Annotated in this window: 15 protein-coding genes and 1 pseudogene; 7 read left to right on the top strand and 9 right to left on the bottom strand. The window is 64.7% G+C overall.

Annotated features, from left to right (window positions below; translation table 11 throughout):
- Nucleotides 1–34: 34 nt before the first annotated feature.
- The 3 genes from scpB to FQ705_RS16895 form a co-directional block, all read right to left on the bottom strand.
- A complete protein-coding gene (gene scpB / locus FQ705_RS16905; protein ID WP_144143048.1) occupies nt 35–1,081 on the bottom strand; it encodes an SMC-Scp complex subunit ScpB in 1,047 nt (348 codons plus the stop codon).
- Nucleotides 1,082–1,448: 367 nt separating this feature from the next.
- The gene (locus FQ705_RS16900) at nt 1,449–2,672 is read right to left on the bottom strand and encodes a pyridoxal phosphate-dependent aminotransferase (protein ID WP_144143046.1); all 1,224 of its coding nucleotides are present in this window, start codon (nt 2,670–2,672) and stop codon (nt 1,449–1,451) included.
- A 144-nt stretch (nt 2,673–2,816) separates the two neighbouring features.
- Nucleotides 2,817–3,719 (bottom strand): LysR family transcriptional regulator, encoded by a 903-nt coding sequence (locus tag FQ705_RS16895; RefSeq protein WP_144143044.1) that lies wholly within the window; start codon nt 3,717–3,719, stop codon nt 2,817–2,819.
- Nucleotides 3,720–4,128: 409 nt separating this feature from the next.
- Between FQ705_RS16895 and FQ705_RS16890 the strand changes: the two are divergent.
- Both FQ705_RS16890 and FQ705_RS16885 read left to right on the top strand, forming a co-directional pair.
- Nucleotides 4,129–4,524 (top strand): annotated as a pseudogene (locus FQ705_RS16890) (transposase); the annotation flags it as partial.
- A 303-nt stretch (nt 4,525–4,827) separates the two neighbouring features.
- Nucleotides 4,828–5,079 (top strand): hypothetical protein, encoded by a 252-nt coding sequence (locus FQ705_RS16885; RefSeq protein WP_144143042.1) that lies wholly within the window; start codon nt 4,828–4,830, stop codon nt 5,077–5,079.
- Between the two features lie 311 nt (nt 5,080–5,390).
- Here FQ705_RS16885 and FQ705_RS16880 read toward each other — a convergent pair whose 3' ends face one another.
- Nucleotides 5,391–5,714, bottom strand: a complete 324-nt coding sequence (locus FQ705_RS16880; protein ID WP_144143040.1) for a hypothetical protein — start codon at nt 5,712–5,714, stop codon at nt 5,391–5,393.
- 265 nt (nt 5,715–5,979) lie between these two features.
- Here FQ705_RS16880 and FQ705_RS16875 point away from each other — a divergent pair, with 265 nt between their 5' ends.
- From FQ705_RS16875 to FQ705_RS16865, 3 genes are all read left to right on the top strand, one after another.
- Entirely contained in the window at nt 5,980–6,699 is a 720-nt protein-coding gene (locus FQ705_RS16875) for a YdcF family protein (RefSeq protein ID WP_409934721.1), read from the top strand.
- Nucleotides 6,700–6,948: 249 nt separating this feature from the next.
- On the top strand, nt 6,949–7,188 hold the full coding sequence (locus FQ705_RS16870) for a hypothetical protein (RefSeq protein WP_144143036.1): 240 nt from the start codon (nt 6,949–6,951) through the stop codon (nt 7,186–7,188).
- Between the two features lie 199 nt (nt 7,189–7,387).
- Nucleotides 7,388–7,645, top strand: a complete 258-nt coding sequence (locus FQ705_RS16865) for a DNA-binding protein (protein ID WP_117333940.1) — start codon at nt 7,388–7,390, stop codon at nt 7,643–7,645.
- Nucleotides 7,646–7,751: 106 nt separating this feature from the next.
- Here FQ705_RS16865 and FQ705_RS16860 read toward each other — a convergent pair whose 3' ends face one another.
- Nucleotides 7,752–8,042: a putative quinol monooxygenase gene (locus FQ705_RS16860; protein ID WP_144143034.1), complete on the bottom strand. Its 291-nt coding sequence runs from the start codon at nt 8,040–8,042 to the stop codon at nt 7,752–7,754.
- Nucleotides 8,043–8,578: 536 nt separating this feature from the next.
- Here FQ705_RS16860 and FQ705_RS16855 point away from each other — a divergent pair.
- Nucleotides 8,579–9,892, top strand: coding sequence for an EAL domain-containing protein (locus tag FQ705_RS16855; RefSeq protein WP_260854546.1), 1,314 nt, complete (start codon nt 8,579–8,581; stop codon nt 9,890–9,892).
- A gap of 24 nt (nt 9,893–9,916) precedes the next feature.
- On the opposite strand, the gene arfB is transcribed toward FQ705_RS16855, so the two are convergent.
- Nucleotides 9,917–10,321 carry an alternative ribosome rescue aminoacyl-tRNA hydrolase ArfB gene (gene arfB, locus FQ705_RS16850; RefSeq protein WP_144143032.1) on the bottom strand — a complete coding sequence of 135 codons (405 nt, stop codon included), beginning with the start codon at nt 10,319–10,321 and terminating at the stop codon, nt 9,917–9,919.
- Nucleotides 10,322–10,452: 131 nt separating this feature from the next.
- On the opposite strand from arfB, the gene FQ705_RS16845 reads away from it, so the two are divergent.
- Complete coding sequence (locus FQ705_RS16845; RefSeq protein WP_144143030.1) at nt 10,453–11,094, top strand: VC0807 family protein; 642 nt, start codon at nt 10,453–10,455, stop codon at nt 11,092–11,094.
- A gap of 88 nt (nt 11,095–11,182) precedes the next feature.
- On the opposite strand, the gene FQ705_RS16840 is transcribed toward FQ705_RS16845, so the two are convergent.
- From FQ705_RS16840 to recC, 3 genes are read right to left on the bottom strand one after another with little or no spacing between them, the layout of a single operon-like run.
- Nucleotides 11,183–13,342, bottom strand: coding sequence for an AAA family ATPase (locus FQ705_RS16840; RefSeq protein WP_144143028.1), 2,160 nt, complete (start codon nt 13,340–13,342; stop codon nt 11,183–11,185).
- Nucleotides 13,339–17,034 (bottom strand): exodeoxyribonuclease V subunit beta, encoded by a 3,696-nt coding sequence (gene recB, locus FQ705_RS16835; protein WP_144143026.1) that lies wholly within the window; start codon nt 17,032–17,034, stop codon nt 13,339–13,341. The genes FQ705_RS16840 and recB overlap by 4 nt, the downstream gene beginning before the upstream one ends.
- Entirely contained in the window at nt 17,031–20,423 is a 3,393-nt protein-coding gene (recC, locus tag FQ705_RS16830) for an exodeoxyribonuclease V subunit gamma (protein ID WP_144143024.1), read from the bottom strand. Before recC ends, recB begins: the two co-directional genes overlap by 4 nt.
- Nucleotides 20,424–20,594 lie beyond the last annotated feature (171 nt).

Below are 20,594 nucleotides of genomic sequence, written 5' to 3'. Positions count from 1 at the left end.
GCCCATTGCGGGCGTGGCAAAAAGTTCGGTTACGTCAGGCGCTGCGCGACTCGGGTTCGTCGTCGGCTAGAACGTCTGCGTCCTGCGCGGCATCGCGGCGATCCTCAGGATCTCCGTGCGCCGCCGTGGTCGGATTCGGTTCGGCGGCGTGCTCCGTATCGCGGAGTACGCCCGAGCCGTGCGCGGGTAGTGCCGGATCGGCCTGGGAGACCGGATCGTGATTCTGTGCTGAGTCCGCCATGCCGCCCTGCGATGCAACGGGTGCCGCTTCGTGCTCGTCAGCAGGTTCGCCAGCGATTTCTGTTCCTGATGCGTCAGCCGCTTCGGCTGCTTGCGCCGACGGGGCAGATGTTTCGGGCCCATCAACTGGCTCCGCATCGTCAGCCGGTGCAGCCTGCCCGGCGCTCTCATCATGGCTGGTCGCCGCGACAGATTCCGCAGGACCCACCTCGACGCCGACACCAGTTTCGCCCTGGTCTGCAGCCTGATTCTCGCTCGCAACCTCAACGGCGGCCGCTTCGGCAAACTCGATGGCATGCTGACCCAGCAGATCCGCATTCAACTGCGCCGACGGATCGGCCAGCGGCGGCAATTCGTCGAGCGCGCGCAAACCGAGGTCGTCGAGAAACTGCCGCGTGGTCGCGTACAGCGCGGGACGGCCCGGCACATCGCGATGGCCGATCACTTCGATCCAGCTACGATCTTCGAGTTGCTTGACGACTTGCGTATTCACCGTCACGCCGCGAATCTCTTCGATATCGCCGCGCGTGACCGGTTGCCGGTATGCAATGATCGCGAGCGTTTCGAGCACCGCGCGCGAATATTTCGGCGGTTTCTCGGGATGCAAACGATCCAGATACGAACGCATCGCGGGCTTGCTTTGAAACCGCCAGCCCGACGCCAGCCCGACCAGCTCCACACCGCGCCCAGACCAGTCCTGCCTGAGGTCTTCGAGCAACGTTCGAACGGTGTCTGCCGACACGCCGTCGGCAAAGAGCTTGCGCAACTCGCCGAGCTTCAATGGCTCCTGCGCGCAGATCAAGGCTGTCTCGAGGACGATTTTCGCCTCTTGGGTATTCATGCAGCTAGGTCAGACCCTGTGGTCAAAGAACCGGATCAAACAGACGATGTGGAACTGAAGACGCGCTCGCCCGATTCTGATCGGTCATATTGATGGGAGCACGCACCGGGGGGAGGCGAAACAGACTATCGAGCCAAACCCAGCCGGACGGAGCAGCGATGTTCCTGGAAGGAATCGCGTGACTGAGCGCCATATTACGCAAAAACAATCGGTGCGTAAAGACGAAATCCCCCGCGCATTTCCAGCGATGCCTTGGCCGACGTGCATTCTCAGGAAAGCGCAGTGTATCGGAGCATAACGCCGCAGGCCGTTCTGATTCGTTTCGCGACGGCTTCGACCAACTTTTCAACCCGCCCTCACCGCACGATCACCCGTGTTGAGTCAGGAACCGCTGCAAACGCTCGACGCCCGCGTCGAGCCGCGCCGTGTCGCAAGCGTAGCACCAGCGCAGGAAGCCTTCGCCCTGCGGGCCGAAGGCACTGCCGGGCGCCACGCCCAAGCCGACTTCGCGCACCATCGCTTTGCACAGTTCAAGACTGCTCGATGCACCCGGCATCGAGAAAAACAGGTACATGGCGCCGGGCGGCGCTTTGACGTCGACGCCGGGTACCGTCGACAACGCTCGCACCAGGTGGTCGCGCGAAGCCCTCAGGTCGTGCACGAGCGCTTGCGTGAACGATTCGCCCTGCTCGACCGCCGTGATACCTGCCTGCTGGACGAAAGCCGGCGCGCAGGAGGTGTTGTACTCGACCAGCTTGCCCAGATCGTCCATCAACGCGGCGGGCGCGACGATCCAGCCAAGCCGCCAGCCCGTCATCAGCCAGGCTTTCGAAAACGAATTGACGCAGATCACACGCTCGTCGCGCCCGGCCAGATCGAGGAACGAAGGCGCGGTGCGCGAAGGTTTGCTGCCGGCGGCGGGATGGGCATCGGCGTCCGGGTAGTAGAGACGCTCGTAGACCTCATCGGCGACGATCCAGATGCCGTGGCGCCGGCAATGCGCCAGTACGGTGCGCTGCTCGTCGCGGCTCATGACCCAGCCGGTCGGATTGTTCGGCGAGTTGATCAGCAGCATGGTCGTCTCGGGCGTCAAGGCCGCGAGCAACTGCTCGATATCGAGTTGCCAGCCCTGCTCGCCATAGCCAAGTGCGACAGTGTCGACATGCGCGCCGAGAATCTTCGGGATCTCTACCAGATTCGGCCACAGCGGCGTAACCGCCACGACGCGGTCGCCCGCGCCGACCACCAGTTGCGCGGCGAGCATCAAGGCATTGACGCCCGCGCTCGTCACCGCGACGTGATCGGGCGAGGTAGCGCCGTGCAATTCGCTAACGTAACCCGCGAGCGCCTCACGCAGCGGCGCGATGCCCAGGTTGTGCGTATAGAAAGTCGCGCCGGCGGCCAGCGCGGCGCTGGCGGCATCGCGGATAAAAGCCGGGGTGACGCGGTCGGACTCGCCGAACCAGAACGGCAGCACATCGGCGACGCCGAAACCGGCGTTTGCAACTTCACGAATCTGCGAAGGACGCAACGCGCGCACGGCTTCGCGGGCATTCGGGACGGAGGGCACAGGCAGATCCGATTCGCTCATCGACGCTTCCAGACAATGTAGATTAAGGCTAAGGCCAAGCCTGACGCTCAGCCAGGAGCCAATAGTTTAGCTTGACGTCTACTTTTAACGCCGTGTCGTTGACGGCGTCTGGGCGGCCCAAGCCGGCCAACCGCCCAGACGCCGTCAGAGCAGATCCTCCGCCCTCGCCGGCAACTCCCGGATCAGGCCCCACACCGCTTCCGCCGCCGGCGACAGCGACCGGTCGCGCCGTCGCACCAGTTCCACCGTGCGCTCGGCGCGCGGCACGAGCGGCCGCGCCACCAGCGAGGCGCCCGCCGGCAGCGGCAGGGCCAGCCAAGGCAGCACGCTCACGCCGACACCGGCTTCGACCAGCCCAAAAACGGTCGCAGAATGCCCCAATTCCTGCACCACCGTGGCGCTTACGCCGTGGTCCTGCATGACGGCATCGATGATCGGCCGGCTCCCCGACGCATAGTCGAGCATCACGAGTTGTTGGCCGTCCAGGTCCGTCCACGCAACCTGGCTCTGCGCTGCCAGTGGGTGGTCCTCGCGCGAGACGAGGCAGAAGGAGTCGGTCATCAACGACTCACTGATCAGGTCGTCCGATGAAAACGGGCCGATGATCACGCCGAAATCGACCTCGCCCGATTTCACCTTGCGCATGACGTCGCTCTGCACGTCGTCGCGCAAACCCAGCGTGATGTAGGGAAATTGCCGCCCGCATGAGGCCACCACGCCCGGCATGAGCCGGCAGGCGACTGTCGGGCTGGCGGCCACCACCACGCGTCCGCGCCGCTGCTCGCCGATTTCGCGAATCTCGCGCAGGGCGTCGTCGAGATCCGTCAGCAGCCGCGAGACACTCGACACCAGATTGCCGCCGACATCCGTGAGCTGCACCTCGCGCGTCGTGCGATCGATCAGCTTCAACCCGATCTCGCCTTCCAGTTCGCGCACGCAACGACTCACGGCGGATTGCGTCAGGCCGATTTCGTCGCCGGCCCGACTAAAGCTCTGCAAACGGGCAACCTCAATGAAAACCCTTAGCTGCCGCAACGTCACATTCATTTACCGACCTCATCAATAACTCTATTTGATGCGAATTGTAAGCTGAAACGGTCGACGAAATCCGCCCTCGGGCCAATCGCTGCAATGCAGCAATAAGGCGCAAGCGCACGCTGGACGGGCTTGATTGCACAAGATTGGTGATTGTCCCGATTTGCGTGATGGGTTTTTTGGATTCTTATACGCCCCTAGCTAGCGCCCGCGCTGGCCCGCTGTCACGGGGCTTTCAGGCGGTTGGACCTAACTTGGCACACTTCCTGCATTTACCTGCACACAAGGGTCGGCGCCATGATTCTGACTGCATAGCAGACCGTGGCAAGCCCGACCCTCCTTGGCACTCGCCTATCGAGTGCATGGAGAGTGCGCGGCGCGGGGCAGCGCACCGGAGTTAGCTTCGCTGAGGTGAAACATGATGCTGTTCGACGATTTGAGAGACAACGAGTGGGCGCTGGTCGAGGCGTTGTTCTGTGCGGAACCTGCACGGAGCGAACGGCGCGGTCGGCCACGCGTGGAAGCACGCGCGGTCGTCAATGCCGTGCTGTGGGTGCTGTCGACAGGCGAAGGCTGGTCCAAACTGCCGGGCCGCTATCCGTCGCCGCCGACTTGCCGCCGCCGTTTCGACGAGTGGCAAGCGGATGGTACGCTCGCCGAAATAGTTAAGCGACTTGGCACGAGCGGCCGCGAAATTTCGCTGCGCGGACGCATTGGCGCCACCGCCGCGAAACCGCCGGCACCGCCGAGCCGCGATCGTCTGCGCGGCGCATTCTGGACCAATCCGGAATCGTGGCGCGCGCCGGTCAAGATGGCCTGACGCGAGAATTGTTTCGCCTCCGGGTGCCTGCGGGCACCCGGCGTTTATCCGGGCCATCGCGGGGCGTCTCACGACGCCGCCGCGGCCGACATGGGCACCGCCGACCGGGGCGCGCCCACCACCGTCGTCCCCTGCCGCCCAGGCCACCACACTTTCGCGCTGCATCGGATTGTCGACGCAGCGCGAAAGTTGCGGATGAAACATCCATTTACTATTACTTACAGCGTGCTTTCGCTACTCGGCATACCTTTATGGATATGCAAACAGGCCGTGAATCCATCGGCTTGACGGGAGCTCAGCATGAAACCAATGTCACTGCTTCTGTGCGGCATTGTCGTTTCATCAATGGCCGCACCGGCGCTTGCCCAGCAGCGCCCACAAGGCTGGAACTGGCGGCCGGACCGCACGGCCACGATCGAAGCCTGGCAACAAAGCGAACCGCGCCGCGACTTCACGCCGCCGGCGCCGCGTGGCGATTTGCGCGGCGATATCGCCAGTAATGTGCACACCCGCCCGGAATCGGCGCGTGCGGAGCCGCCGCGTCGCCGCTAGCAACGCGCGCCCGTGCTTCGGCTGCGTCAATTGTGCGAATTGATTAATCGGGGAACCACCCTGCTTTGCGTCAGTCTGATTTAACGCCATTAGCACAGCGTGGCAGTAGTAATTCCGGTACGCCCGTATCCTCGTGATACGGGCTTTTTTTTTTGCGCGCAGAAAGACGCTATTCACGAGCGCGGCATGATGCAGCGGGTCGCAGTGACTGGCAGGAGGTGGGGGCTATCGACGGAAAATCGGAAGCGATAAAGCCGCCGCCAGCCGCCTGAAGCGGCTGGAACAAGGCCTGTCGCAGCCAGCCGGTGACGCTAGGGCCGGACTTCGAGCGCGACGGCAACTCGCGTATCGGCTGTGGCGAGAACGTAGTCGTTCATTCGCTGAGCGGTCCAACTGAGTAGACGCTCGTCGTGTGCGAGCCGCGCAAACTCGGCGCGACCCCGATCGGTCAGCACGGCGATGTCGACAGGAGCATGAAAACCCGGTGCCGGCGCGACGGTGCGCTGCCGAACGGTGTCCATCAGGCCTAACGCGCGAAGATATTGGAAGACGCCCGGCCTTCTGGCCCAAGGGACCTGACGATATTGCGCCCGCCGCAGCGCTTCAAGTACCGCTTCGTTGGAATACGTGGTCATCTCACTTCTTTCTTAAAGTGCAGCTATGACACATCATGCCCACCACGTCACCGCGCCACCAGTGACGCGCTTGGCACCCGCCCTTGGCTGGAAGCTGGCTGCAACCCGTGCGGCCGAATTCCGCCAGGTGCTGCCTGGTCTCGTTCTCGGAACCCCCGTATGAACGGCATGTTAGCGTTCTCTCCACTAGCCGACGATGCAACCGCTGCGGCGCGATAGCAAGCCCGTGGATTCGTCCCGAAAGACATACGTTACCCCATTTAAATTGATTCTATTAACTTTATTAGTGCTTTTTTTTGCGGCAATCGTGCTATGGAAAGGCGCCCGCCGGCCCCTTGCCGCGGCCACGCTCGCACTGTTCTGGCTGCTCGCCGCCGGCTGGCTAACAGCGCCGCTCCTGCAACTGGCGCAACCCGAACGGCAGACCGGTTCGCCGGCCACCTTCGCGTCACGCACCGCGATCATCATGCTCGGCGGCGGGCTCGTTTACGGCAGCGACCACGAACTCATGCCGCCGCGCGACGTGATGGCGCGCATCACCGCGAGTGCGCAAAACTACGCCGCCTGCAAGCGGACGGCGGCGACCTGTCACGTGATCGTGAGCGGCGGCGATCCGCAGGGGCGTCGCGCGACCGAAGCCGACACCTACCTGCCCTATCTGCTGCGCGCCGCCGTACCGCGCGCCGATATCGTGCTGGAAAACACCAGTCGCACCACGTACGAGAACGCTCGCAACGTCGCCGCTATTCTCGACCACTCACGTTACGATTCCTTGATACTCGTCACTTCCGCGTATCAGATGCCGCGCGCTTTGCTCGACTTCGCGCGCTTCGGCCTCGCGCCGCAACCCTTCGTCTCGAGCGCGCGAGCGGCAGACCTTGGTGTACTGCCGCGCTATGACAATCTGGTGAATGCTGAGATCGCATTGCACGAGTTAATTGGCATTGCCCAGTTTCATGTCTATCGCGCCATCGGATGGTTCTGAAACAGCGCTAAAAGATCGCGCCGCTTTATTTAGAGATGCGAATATTTCTCACGGCGACAAGGACTTATCGGTAATTCGCTAGCCCGGAGCGCGCCAGGCCCCGCCGTGGCTGGGCCGTTACAAGATGTAACGAATTGTCATTGCAGTTACAAAAGCATCCGCTGGAGCGGATATTGCTGACTAGAATGCATTGTCTTTCCATATGGATGGGCAATTACTCGGGTCCACAACCACTCTGCGGAGGTAAAGATGAAGAAAGTGTCCCTGGCGATCCTGGTTTCCCTCAGTGCCGTAACGGGCGCGGCTTATGCGCAGGACAACGGCGTCATGATGAGCACCGATCCGGCCAAGGCCGCCGACGTCGAACAGCGTGCGCAAGATTTGCAAAACCGTCAGCAGGCGATGGAAAGCGCACCGGCCATGCCGGCCAAACATCACAAGACGGCCCCGCATCATCATCCGAAGAAGGCCGAGGCTGCCGGTTCGTAAGCACCATCTGCAAGCTCACCCGCGGCCGGGCCGCGAAGGTGAAAAGCCGAAGCCGGCACCGCCGGCTTCGGCTTTTTTGTTGTCTAATGGACCGGCAAGGAAGGCCCGCGGCGCCCGCCCGACGGTGTGCTAAAGTCGCGCACCGACCGGCGCCTGGCCGGTTCCCCTAACCCGTGCGCACCTTGGTGCGGAGGACAGCATGAGCAATATCCAGCTAGATATCGAATGGACTGAAGCAGCATCTCGCAAAATCGAAAAACTGATGCCGCGCGGCGGTCAGGAAGCGTTTCTGGCGCTGCCGCCCGTCGAATGCCTGCCGATGGAAGGCGACGTGCTGTTTCTCGGCCCGGATGGCAAGCAACAGCCGTTCATCGTCGCGGAACGCCAGTATCACCACGATGGCGACGCCGACTGGACCATCATCCTGATCCTCGACGTGCCGCAATCCACGCACTAAAAAGCAAACGGCGAGCACCGCGCGAGGCCGATATCCGCCCCGCCGTTCGCTCGCCGTCGCGCGATGCCGTCTCGCGCCCGGTTAAACCGGCTTTGCTTCCCGTTCCTTACGCGATCTTCGACACGACGCGAATTTCCGAGTGCTCGACCCAATCCGCCACGGCTTTCTTATAAGCCTCGATATGCGCGGATTTAGCGTGGCTGGCCAACGCCTCCTTGCTCTCCCAACGCTCGACGAAAACGAACCGGCGCGGTTCCTGCACATCTCGGTGCAGATCGTACTGAAGCGCACCCTGCTCCTTGCGCGTCGGGCCGACAATGCCTTCGAGCGCCGTGCGCAGTTGCTCTTCATAACCCGGCTTGGCCACCGAAATTGCGACTACCGCGATTTCCGACATGCTTGATCCCCTTCTCAAGAAAAGCAGCAGCATACCCGCCGCACACCAAACCTGCAGGCCGGTGACTGACCCATGCGCGCCGCATCGACGCCCGCCGCTCCGGACGACACCAACCCGCCGCCAGGCATAACGTCTGAGCACCGTCCTCGCCTGGAGTTTGGCGGGCGTCCGCTTGCCGCCCTGCTACCTTTGGCTTCATACGCGCGATTGATACGCGAGGCGCCGAAAGCGGTCGATGCTTCGCGCCGACCGGCCCAGAACCCATGCGACTTCCCGGCGACGCCCTGCCACACGGCTCTAACACGCAAGCGTGTGCCGACAACGGAGCCGCACCGCGTCTGTGATAACCCGCACATTCATGCGAATTGCAAGCTGCTAGACTGGTTTTGACTAACTCCGCCGGAGTCCAGCATGGCTGGCATCGCGCTTAGCGTTCGCGGGCTTCATCTGATTTGCCCTGCCGACCTCGGGGCTGAGCATCCGTTGCGCGCTGAATCGGTTTGCGCGCCCCGCCACCCGCTTGCCGCGAAGCCACCATGTCCGCCCTCATGCCTGCCTTTATGCCAACCGTCAGCGAATTGACCCTGAGCGGCCTGCTCCCGCATCTGGTCCGGGACGAGTCCGGCTGGACCGCCACCTGGCGCGCGTTGACATTGCACAGCGTGTTTCAGCCCGTGCTCTCGGTGACGCATCAATGTGTGGTCGGTTACGAGGGCTTGTTGCGCGCCTTCGATCCGGTCGGCCTGCCGGTTTCGCCGGAAGTGCTTTTTTCGGGCACGCGCTCGGCCGCCGACGCACGCGAACTCGACCGCATTGCCCGTTGCCTGCATGTGGCGAATTTCATGGAGCAAGGCATCAGCACGGGCTGGCTCTTTCTGAACACGCGGCCGCAGGTGTTCGAGACGGGCTGGCCGCAACGCACCTTCATCGACGAATTGTCCGCGCACTTCGGCTTGCCGCAGGAACGCATCGTGATCGAAGTGCTCGAGCAGCCCGCCGATGACGAATCCGCCGTCGCCAGCATGCTCGCCGCCTCGCAGCCGCGCGACTTCCTGATCGCAATCGACGACTTCGGTACCGGCTTTTCCAACTTCGACCGCGTGTGGCGTTTCCGCCCGGACATCGTCAAGCTCGACCGTTCGCTGGTTGCGCGCGCAGGCAAAGGCGAAGGCGACGACTCGATGATCAGTCACCTGGTCGCGATGCTGCATCAGTCCGGCACGCTGGTGCTCGCGGAAGGCGTCGAGACCGACGAAGAACTGATGATTCTGATGCAGGCCGACGTCGATTTCGTGCAAGGTTTCTGGCTTGGTCAGCCGAAAAGCTCGGTGCAGGCAGCCTGCGCCCGCGTGCCGCCGCTACTCGAATCGATGTGGAGCAAGTTCGCCGCCTATGAACGCGAGCATGCCGGCCATCGGCGGCTCGGCTTCGAGGGTTTCGCTGAAGCCGTGCTGGCCGCGGCGGAGGCCTACAAGGCAACTGGCGATCTGCGCCAGGCCGCGCAAAAGGTCTGGCATCTGCGCGAAGCGCGCCGGGTTTTTCTCACCGACGGACAGGGCGAGCAGACTCAGCCCTCGGTCACGGCGGCCTCGGTGCCGCCACCGCCGCTGCGGCTCGCGCCGCTCTACAGCGAGACGCGCAGCAACTGGTCACGGCGCGCCTATTTCAAGCACGCGCTCGCCGCACCTGGGCGTGTCGCGATGATGGGGCCGCACTATTCGCTCGCGGACGGCCAGGACTGCTACACGGCGGCACTGGCTTTCGAGCGCGACGGCACGCACGTCCTGTGCGTCGACTTCGTGCCGACACCGGCGGATGCTCGTCCTACCGGGCGCGGCGGCAAACGCTGAACCGGTTCGTTGACGCAGGTATTCCTAGTCGTCCACCCGGCCGCGGCCGGATTTGATCTCACTGCGCTTGGCCTTGCCGTCCAGACGCCGCCGGTTCGATGCCCGCGTCGGCCGGGTGGCGACACGCGGTTTGCGCGTCACGCTGACGCTTTCGATCAACTCGTCGAGCCGCGCCAGCGCCGCCGCGCGATTCATCTCCTGAGTCCGATGTTGCTGCGCCTTGATGATCACCACGCCGTCACGCGTGAGACGGTGATCGGACAGCGCAAGCAGGCGCATTTTCAGCACGTCCGGCAACGACGAGGCGTGCACGTCGAAGCGCAGATGAATCGCACTCGACACTTTGTTGACGTTCTGACCGCCCGCTCCTTGCGCGCGCACTGCGGTCAATTCGATTTCGTTTGGCGGGATCGGATAGCGGGAAGTCATGACGCGAGATTGGAATAAGAGACGCAAGTGTACACAGGCCGAAATCGGGCACGTTGGCCGATGCAAAAACCGGTTGCCTCGGCGGCGCGAGTTCATCGATACTGCGTTTTTCGCTTACAGCGTAAATTCATATGAAGCTTCGTCCGGGTTTTGTGCTGGAACTGGCCGTCAATTTCTTGCTGCCCTGGCTCGCGTACAAGCTCGCGTTGCCGAGGCTCGGCGAGACCGGCGCGCTGATTGCCTCCGCCGTGCCGCCGATCGTCTGGAGTCTGATCGAACTGGTGCGCTTTCGCCGCGTCGACGCACTTAGCGTGATGGTCGTGGCCGGCATCGTGCTATCGGTCGCGGCGATGGCGCTGGGCGGCAGTCCGCGCGTGCTGCTGTTGCGCGAGTCGCTGGTTTCCGGCGCGGTCGGCGTGGTGTTTCTGTTGTCGCTGCCGCTGCGGCGCCCGCTGATTTTTTATCTCGCGCGCGCCACCGTGGCGCGCGAAATGGAAGGCGGCGCCGCGCACTTCGAAGCGCTGTGGGAGGCACGGCCAGGCCTGGTCAGCGCCATGCGGCGGATGACACTCGTGTGGGGCGTCGGCCTCACCGGCGAGACGGCGCTGCGTGCCTGGATGGCACTGAGTTGGCCGGTCGAACGCTTTCTGGTGGTCTCGCCGTTCATCGGTTACGGCATCTACGGCGGCTTGGCGCTATGGACGCTGTGGTACCGCAAGAGCATGCGCGGCCGGGCCGAGGCACACGGACAAGCGAACGGGATCGTGGGATAAGCGGCCCGAAACAGGCACAGGCACGCGAAAAAACACGCAAGTCCATGGCGCGTTTAACCCCGCGCGCTCGTCGCATCCCTGCGACGTACTATCTCGTGCTGGCCTCCGCGATCCGTGCGGCCAGTCCCGAGTCGCGTTGCGTCGGCGTGGCAATCGCCTGGGCCAGCACCGCGCGCGCGCCGATCACTTCGACCCTTTCCCGCGCACGCGTAATCGCCGTGTACACCAACTCACGCGACAACACCCGGCTGAACGTCGACGGCAGCATCAACACGGCGTGCTCGAACTCGGACCCTTGCGATTTATGGACCGTCAGCGCGAAGGCGGTGTCGTGCGGCGGCAGCGCTGCCGGCGACACCGCCCGCAGGCCACCGTCGCCGGTACGGAAATAGACGCGCAATGCGCCGCCCGCGCCCGGCAACGCAATCCCGATGTCACCGTTGAACAGACCCAGCGCGTAATCGTTGCGCGTGACCATCACCGGACGTCCGGCAAACCATTGCGCGCCCACGGCCAAGGTGACGCCCGCTGCGCGCCGCACCTGAGCGGCCATGACCGTGTTCACCTGGTCGACGCCGCGCGGTCCCGAACGCGTGGCGCACAACACGCGGAAACGGTTCAGGGCGTCGAACAGCGGCAGCGGGTCGGGCGTGTCGGCGGCGAGCGCTTCTGCCAATGCTTCGGCGTAGGGGGCAAAGCCAGCGGCGAGCCTCGCGACAGTGCGCTCGGCAAGTGTTGCGTGAGTGTCTTCGTGCAGGGCCGCAGCGCATGCTTCCGTGGGATCGGTCATGAGGACGTCGAGGGCCTCGCTTGCCGAACCTTTGCGGATCGCCAGCGAAAGTCGTCCGATCGGCGATTCGAGTCCGAAGCGGTAATTGCGCTCGAGCCAGACGACGCAGTCAGCGAGTGGATTCCGGGCACGCGACGTCGATAAGGACGCTGCGTTTGTGTCGGGCGGCAGCGCAATAAGGGGGCGTGCGTTGCCTTCGCTCGCCGTTGTGGCTGTGTCTGCGAACAGATCGCCGCTGCCGGGGGCGTCGAATAGATCCGGCGTGTCCCTTTCGACGGACAGATCGGCTTGTGGCATCTCGAACGTTTCTGGCGCGCCTGTCTGAGCGTAGAAATCAGCCAGTTCTTCGTCGATATCGCGTGCTGCCACCGGCAAGGCTTGCGCAAACCGCGTTGCGTCGATGTCCAGCGCCTGTGCGATCCGCTGCCGTCCGTCTTGCGTGAATTCCGGTCGCGCGCTGAGTTCGGCGAACACCGCACCGGCCTCGACGGCGGCGAGTTGGTCCTTGTCGCCGAGCATGACGAGGCGCGTCTGCGGTGCAATCGCATCGAGCAGATGCGCGGCCATCGCCACGTCGATCATCGACGCTTCGTCGATCACGACCACGTCGTAGGGCAAGGGATTATCGCGATGATGCCGGAAACGTCCGCCCGGCCCCGAGCCGAGCAGACGATGCAAGGTGTAGGACGTCTGCGGCAAACGCGCGGCCAGTTCGGGCGGCAGATCGCCGGCGCGCGCCAGCAAGGCCTCCTGCATGCGCTGCGCGGCTTTGCCGGTTGGCGCCGCGAGGGCGATACGCAGATCGGCGCGCGTATCCAGCAGACAGGCGAGCACGCCGACCACCGTCGTGGTCTTGCCGGTGCCCGGTCCGCCACTGACGATGGTAAGCCGCCCGGACAACGCCATCACGGCCGCGACGCGTTGCCAGTCCACCTCGCCGTCTTTCGGGGGCCCGAAATAGCGCAGCAGACGCGCCTGAAGGGAGCGGACATCGGCTTCGGGATTGGCGTTAGCGCCGGCGTCTTTACCGGCGCCGGCATGCGCGACCAGTGCGCGAGCCAGTTGCCGTTCGTAATCGTAGTAACGGGCAAGGTACAGGCGCCCTTGTGCATCGACGACGAGCGGCCGCAAGGCCGCCGCGCTGCCTGAACCGTCGCTCGCCATACCGCTTGCAAAGAGCGCGACTCTCACCTCGTTCGTGGCGGCTTCGAAGCGTCGCGCCAGCGCAGCAAGCGGCAGACAGACGTGGCCCTCACTGGTCGCGCGGCTCGCGGCGAAAGCGGCCCGTGCGGCCCACTTCACAGCCTCGGTGGGGACACCGCCACGCCGCGCGAGCGCACCGATACGACGCGCAAAGCCTTCGGCCAGCGCGATACTGAAATCAGCCGGTGCGGGTAACGTCACGCCGATGTCGTCGAGTTCGGGCCGTGCAGCGCTTGTCGGGTCGAACGTGCTCATACGAGGACTCCGATCATCGCCGCATCGAGCAGCGCCACCAGTTCAAATGCGGGCCGTCTCATGTGCACGCCCGCCGGCACGTCGCCATCGCGCCAATGTGGACGCACCCCACGCACGAACAGATAGAGATAGCCGCCGATGTGCGTGTCGTACGAATAATCGCGTACCCGTGTTTTCAGATAGCGATGCAGCGCGACCGTATAAAGCAGCGCCTGCAGGTGATACGCGTGGCTCGCCATCGCGGCTTCGAGCGGTGCTGCGGCGTAGTCGGCGGCGCTCTCGCCCAGATGGTTCGACTTCCAGTCGACGATCCAGAAACGTCCGTCATGCTCGACGATCATGTCGATAAATCCTTTGACGAAACCGCGCAATACGCCCGGCTCCAGCACGACATCCGGATAGCCGTGTTCGATCAGTAACTCGCGCAATGCGGGGAAATCGAGTGACGGCGCAGCGAACAGAAACTCGAGTTCGTTCATGCGCCGACGCGGATTCAAATTCGCGAGCGTCATGCCGGGCACGAGTTCGGTCGCCACGACGTCGGCGATCAGGTGGTGCATCATGGCCGGCAAACGTGCGGCGAGTTCGGGCGTAGCCGGCGCGGGACGCTCGCGCAGCGCGCCACGAATCGCTTCGGGCCAGCTCTGTGCATTGGCGAAATCGGCGAGTTCGAACATGCGGTGCAGACAGTCGCCTGCCGCCGCGCCGCGCGGAAAAGCGAGAATGTCGTCCGGCGGATAGGACGGCGCTTGCGGAACAACCGCGGGCGCGGATGCAGACGCGAGTGCATCGGCAATCTCGTCGTGATCCGGACGCACCTCTTCGAGCGGCGCGTGCGTCTCGCCATTTCTGCTGCCGGCGGCGATCAGGCCACTGAAACTCGCCATGCGCCATTGATCGCGCAGGGGTCGGCGGTTGGTCCGCGCCTGCAGATGCACGCTGCGATCCTGCGTGCTTTCCAACGGCACCCGCCGCTCCACTTTCGGGAGCGCGTGCAACGTGACCGGGCCGCCCGCCAGCGCCTGCCAGCTCGCCGACAGTGCCGCTTCGTCGGGCGGCTCGGCGAGCCAGTCGTCGAAGCTGTGCCCTTTGCCGCCCACCAGCCAGTTCAGCACGCTGCGCCGCGATTCCCTGGTGGAGCGCGACGACAGATAGGTGCCCGCCACCAGATAACAGCGGTACACCGCGCGCGTCAGCGCCACGTAGACGAGCCGTGCCCGCTCCGCTGCCTGCTCGCGCATGGCATAACGCGAGGCGCGCTCGGCTTCCTCGTCGTCGCAGCCGTAGTGCAGCACGGCGTCGCCCGTTTCGTCGTGATACTCGCGTGCATCGGGCAAGCCGGAGGACGGTGGATCGCGCAATGCGCCGTCGTTCAGGAATGGACAGAACACCACCGCGTATTCCAGTCCCTTCGATTTGTGGACCGTGACGATCTGCACGAGGTTGCGATCCGACTCGAGACGCAGCTGCGCGTCTTCGCCACCACCCTGGGCACGCTGCGCGGCGAGCCAGCGCAAAGTTGGCGCGATGCCGGGCTGCGTGGCCGCGCGCGCCTGCACGAGTTCCGCAAGATGGTTCACGTTGGTCAGACGACGCTCGCCTTCAGGCCCGCCGACGAGACGTTGCGCGACACGCAGTTCGCGCATCAAGGTGCGCCACATCACCGCGAATCCGCGTTCATGCCAGAGTGTGCGGTAACGGGAAAAGCGTTCGACCCAGCCCATCGCGTCGGCTGCGTGCGCGGGGTCGTCGGCGGCCGCCGGGGCATCGGCCAGTTGCTCGAGACGCCACAACGCTGCGGCGTCGAGGCCGAGCCAGTCGGTCGCCAGCGCGGCACGCAGGCGACGCAGATCGCCCGGCGTATCGACGGCGGCCAGCACGCGCTCGATCTGCTCGGCGTCCAGCGTCGCGAACACGGAGGCTTGCGCCAGTTCCACGCTGCCCACGCCCCACGCCGCCAGCACGCGTTTGATCAGACTGCCCTGCTTATGTGTTTGCACCAGCACGGAGATATTGCCCGGCGCCAGCGGCGCGTCGCCGATCGTCACCTGAGCTTCGCGCGCGCCGCGCAACAACCGCACGATCTCGGCCGCGCAGGCCTCGCTCGCTTCGCGCTGCGCTTCGCGCTTGGTCAACGCGGCCTCGCCTTGAGGCAAGGACCAGATACGGAAATCGCCGCCGCCTGCATCGGGCTCGGCGAACGGCGGCCGACGCCGCTCGCCCGCGCGCACCGGCTGATAGTCGAGGCCGTCGAGCACGAATGCCTGCGGGTTGGCCTCGAACAGCCGGTTGCACGCCTCGACGATCGGCGCGGTGGAACGCTGGTTGACAGCCAGCGTGTAACACGCGGAAGCCGCTGCGCGCGCGGCCAGATAGGTATGCAGATCCGCCGCCCGGAAGCTGTAGATGGCCTGCTTCGGATCGCCCACCAGAAACAGCGGTCCACGAGGCGCGAAGATGCGGCTGAAGATTGCGAACTGCAGCGGATCGGTGTCCTGGAACTCGTCGATGAGCGCCGCCGGATAGCGCGAGCGCAGAGCATCGGCGAGCCATGGATGCGCGGCAAGTGCCCGATAGAGGTTCGACAGCAGATCGTCGAACGAGACGACCCGACGGGTGCGCTTGCGCGCCGCCAATTCAGCGGGCGCGAAATCGAGCCAGAGCTCCACCAGCGAAAGCCAGCGTGCGCGTTGCGCGGCCTCGGCCGCGACCACGGCAGCGGCAAGTGCCTCGGCGTGTTCGAAGAACGCATGCCCGGGCGGCTCGAACTTGACCTTGGTCGCCTTCTTCAACGCCGATACGGTCAGCTTCAAAGCGGCACGCGGCGGCGGCGCGTGACAGTCGCCCTGGGCGAAATAGTCGGTCCATGCGGCAATCGCCGCGCTCACGTGATCGGGCTTGTGCGTGGTCTTGCTCAGACGGTCTTGCGCCTGCGCGAGCAGACTGACGATCGCATCACGCTCGGCCTGCCAGAGTGCGCAGGCGGCATCGAAACCCGCTTGCGGATCGGCGCCACCGCTTGCGTCGATATTGCCCCAGCGCAATTGCGCCAAGGGCTTCTTCAAACGGCGCGCGAGTTGTTCGTCGAACGATGCCGGACCGGCGCGTTTAGCCACCAGCCACGCAGCAAAAGCGGGGTGCGCGTACGCCACCGGCTCGACCTGCTCACGCCAGAAATCAGCGGCCATCTCGAAGCGCAAGGCGGCGTCGTCGGCCTCCATGTCGAACTCGAACGGCATGGCAGCGGCAAACGGCGCTTCCTGCAAGGCGCGCTGACAGAACGCGTGAATGGTGTGAATCGCCGCCTGGTCGAACGTGCGCAGCGCGCGTCGCACCACCTTCAACGCCGCGTCGCGCTCGATGCCGCGCTCCGGCGCCAGCGTGGTTTCGAAGAGGCGCTTGATGAACGGATCGCCACCGTCGTGATCCATCTCGATCGCACGATCCAGTTCCGCGAGCCGCCCGCGAATCCGCTCGTGCAGTTCGGCGGTCGCCGCCTTCGTGAACGTGACGACCAGAATCTGGTCCGCGTTCAGGTTCTTCTCGAGCAGCAGCCGCACGTACAACGCGCAGATGTTCCAGGTCTTGCCGGTGCCCGCCGACGCTTCGATCTGGTTCACACCGTCGAGCGAGCAGGCGAAGACGTCGAGTTCCTCGGCGACCAGCGCGTAGTTTTGCAGGGCGCCGCTCATGACGCGCTCCGCAGATGCTGCATGAGCGGCTTGTAGACGATCGCCGCGAGACTGCCGAACGGTTCGTCGAGCGTGAGCGGCGTACCGCGCAATGCGATGCGCAACGCCGGATCGTCCGACTCGCCGCGCACGCGGTCGTTGATCCAGACACCTTGCGCCGCCGATTCGCTTTCGCTCACGCGCGTCCAGGCGCTCTTGGGGAAAAACCGCAGCGGCAGCATACGCCCCGCCTTGAACAAGGCGGCAAGCGGAGCCAGTTCATCGAGCGGCGCGGCGACCGGCGTGAGTTCGAAACTCTCGCCGCTGCCATACCAGAGCGTGCGTCGCGGCCCGTCTGGAAGCGCGGCGCAATAAGCCAGATGCGCGAGCCATGCGGAAAGATAGTCGCGCGCAGTGGCTTTGGCGTAGCGAAAAATCACTTGTCCTGTTTCGGTGAGTAAATTCAGACTGCCATGCAGTTGCAGCGGCGTTTCAGCCGCTCGACGAAGCGCCGCGTCATGCGGGCCGAATAGCGCGCCGGCGAGATCCGAGCCTTCGGGCCAGCGCGGTGTGATATCGAGCACGAATGGCAAGCGTTCGACACCGGAGGCCACCTCGCGCCGCACACTATCGGCAAGCTGGCGCAACGCGCCGAGTTCACGCGCGCGCCACACCGCGCCGGTCGCACCGCCCGGCAGTTCCGGGCTCGCAGCGGCCACGCGACGGACGCGCTCGAACATGGCGTGTTCGTCGTCGAGAGCGGTTTCGGTTTCGAGCAGCACAGGCAACAAACGATCGGCCAACGCGTCGCGCCCCGCGTAATCCAGGTCGAACGGCTCGGTATCGAGCAACTCGCCTTGAGCGTCCGACAACAAGATGCCCAGCCGATCACGCAACAGCGCGCGCGCCGGATGACGCCAGAAGCGCACGAACTCGTCGAACGCGACCGGCGCGGGGTCCGCGGGCGGCAAGGGCTGATCGAAGAACGGTGCGGGCGTGGGATGCTGCGGTGCGGCCAGTAACGTTGCCAGTTCGGCGCGGTCGGCGTCGTAACTGAACAACTCGGGTTTCGCGGAGAAATAATCCGCAGCAAACGCCTGCAACGGATGGTCGACGATAAACGCGTGACGCGCGCTCTCGACTTCCGCGGGGCTTGCGCCCTCGCCCGCCGACACGCGCCCCAGATGATCGAGCAACTCGTCGACCAGCGCAGCGGGCGGCAACGGCGCGTTATCGCGAATACTGCGCCCGGTGTAGGCGATGAACAGACGATCGCGCGCGGCCAGCAGCAGGTCGAGGAACAGATTGCGTTCGTCGTCGCGGCGCTGGCGGTCGCCAGCCTTGCCGAACGCCGCCATCAGATCGAACTCATCGGCGCGGGCGAGGCTTGGCAATACGCCGTCGTCCATGCCGAGCAGGCAGACGATTCTGAACGGCAACCCGCGCAAGCTGGTAAGCGAAGAAAACGTCACGCTACCCCATGGCACACCACCACGCGCCGGGTCGTCGAGCGCCTCCTTGAGGGCGCCGCGCACCACGGCGGCCGGCAACGTCACGTCTTGCGCGCCGGCTTGCATCGCGTCGCCCATCTTGTCGATCGCGTCGCGCACAGCGGCTAGCGAATCGGCGAAATCGACGCCGCCGTCAAAACATTGCGCGAGCGTTTCAAGCAGAAGTTGGGTCCACTCGACAGGGGTTTGTTCAACGGCACAGCGCGCGGAGAAGGTGTCGATATCGTCGACGAAGCGCGACAGGCGACCCAGCAATTCGGCGTCGGAGCCGTCGGCGCCTTCGACCGGCAACCAGGCGTCGACCGGCTCGCCACCGTCAGGCATGGCGTAGCCCAGGTACAGGCGAGTCAGCGCATCCGCAAAAGTATGGCGGGCGATCGGCACGTGTTCGCCGCTCGGCTCGACCGGCGCGAGTCCACGCCGGGCACCGGCCGCCGCAAGCCATTCCTGCGCGGATTCAAGCGAGCCGGCGTCGATTCCATAACGTACGGCGATCGCATCCACCCGCAGCCATTCGATCAGATCCGGCGCGCCGACGCTGCGCTCGGGCAAAGCCAGCCAGTCCAGCAGCAAGCGGGCAACCGGATTGGCCTGCGACGGCGGCAAGCCGGTGATGCGATACGGAATGCGGCGCGTGTCGCCGGCGGGCGTGGTGCCGAACACCGCGTCGATCAACGGGCCGGCGGCGGCGAGATCGGACACGGCGACCAACACGTCGGACGGCTGCAAATCGTCGAATTCGTCGAACCAGCCGAGCAGGCGATCGTGCAGCACCTCGAGTTGTCGCGACAGACTGTGACACACGTGCACTTCGATGCCCTGCTCGACCGGCAGATCGTCGGCTTGCGCTTCCGAACGCAGATCGAGAATGCCGTTCTGCACGGCCGCGAGCCAACTCGGCTCAGGGTTCTCGCTGAAGTCGCCGGTCTCGCCCGATGCCGCACTTTCGGTCAGCTCGTGCAGCATGTGCAACTGCGCCTGAGTCTGCCGACCCCACTCCGCCAGCAGCGGATGACCCACGTCCTGAAAGTCGAGTTGACCTGCTGCGTCGAGCGCTTCGACACGGCCCTCGCTGACCACGTCGAACCAGAATTCGCGGCATGGGTTGATCACGTATAAGCGCACGTCGACCCAGCGCGACAAGGCACGCAACAGTGCAACGTGCAACGGCGGCATGGTGGGCAACGCGAACACGCTGACGGCTTCGGGCCACTGCGCCTTCGAGATCGCCTCGAGATCGAGCGTGCCGATTTCTTCGAGGAAACGATAAGCGGGCGGCAAGGCGGCGGCGGGCGTCTGCGCATTGCCCGCCACGTCCGCCACTTCGACCAGCACGGCGCGCCACAACGCGGCCTGCCAACGCTCGTCTTCACGCGCCGCTTCTGTCGCGCCGACCAGACGCGGACCCGTGTTGTCCGCTGCGCCACCGGCGAAAATCGAACCGCCCTTCTGCCATTGCTGCAACCATTCCGGGCGATACGTCAGATAGTGGTCGAGTACGGTCGCCACGCGCCGTGCGAGTTCGTAGCGCATCGACGCGTCGGCCGCATCGAGATAGGTGCGCAGGCGCGGCGAGGCATTCCACGGCAGCGTCCCGTCCGTCTCGCCCAGCAGCCGGTAGCAGCGCCATACCAGCCGGTCGGGCGCGAAGGGCGAGTGCTGGGTAACCTTGATCACGCCGCCGATCTGCGCCCACAGCCATTGCGCGAGATAACCAAAATTGACATTCGCGCAGATGCCCTGGCGGGTGGCGATGTCCAGCTCGAGCCGACGCCTTATCGCCGCGCTGGGAACGATCACGGGTCGCGCCGTCCATGGATCGGACGGGGCTTGCGCGAGGTCGTCGAGCAGCGCGCCGACAAGGGTTTCGTAGCGGTTCGAATAGAAGAGCTGGAGCATAAATCCTGAGCGAAACGTGCGGCACGAGCAGTAAGCCGGAGCCGCGACAGACAGTGAAGCGACAGCATAACAAACGCGCCACCAGGGCAGAACCTGGCCAGATGGATGAGGTCGAATCCCCCTCGAAATCAGTTAGACTCGACGGCAGTTTGAGTCTGCCCTTCAATCGCG

This window comes from Paraburkholderia sp. BCC1884 (assembly GCF_900996225.1).
Lineage (GTDB): Bacteria > Pseudomonadota > Gammaproteobacteria > Burkholderiales > Burkholderiaceae > Paraburkholderia.
This window is presented reverse-complemented; position numbering and strand designations above follow the sequence as displayed.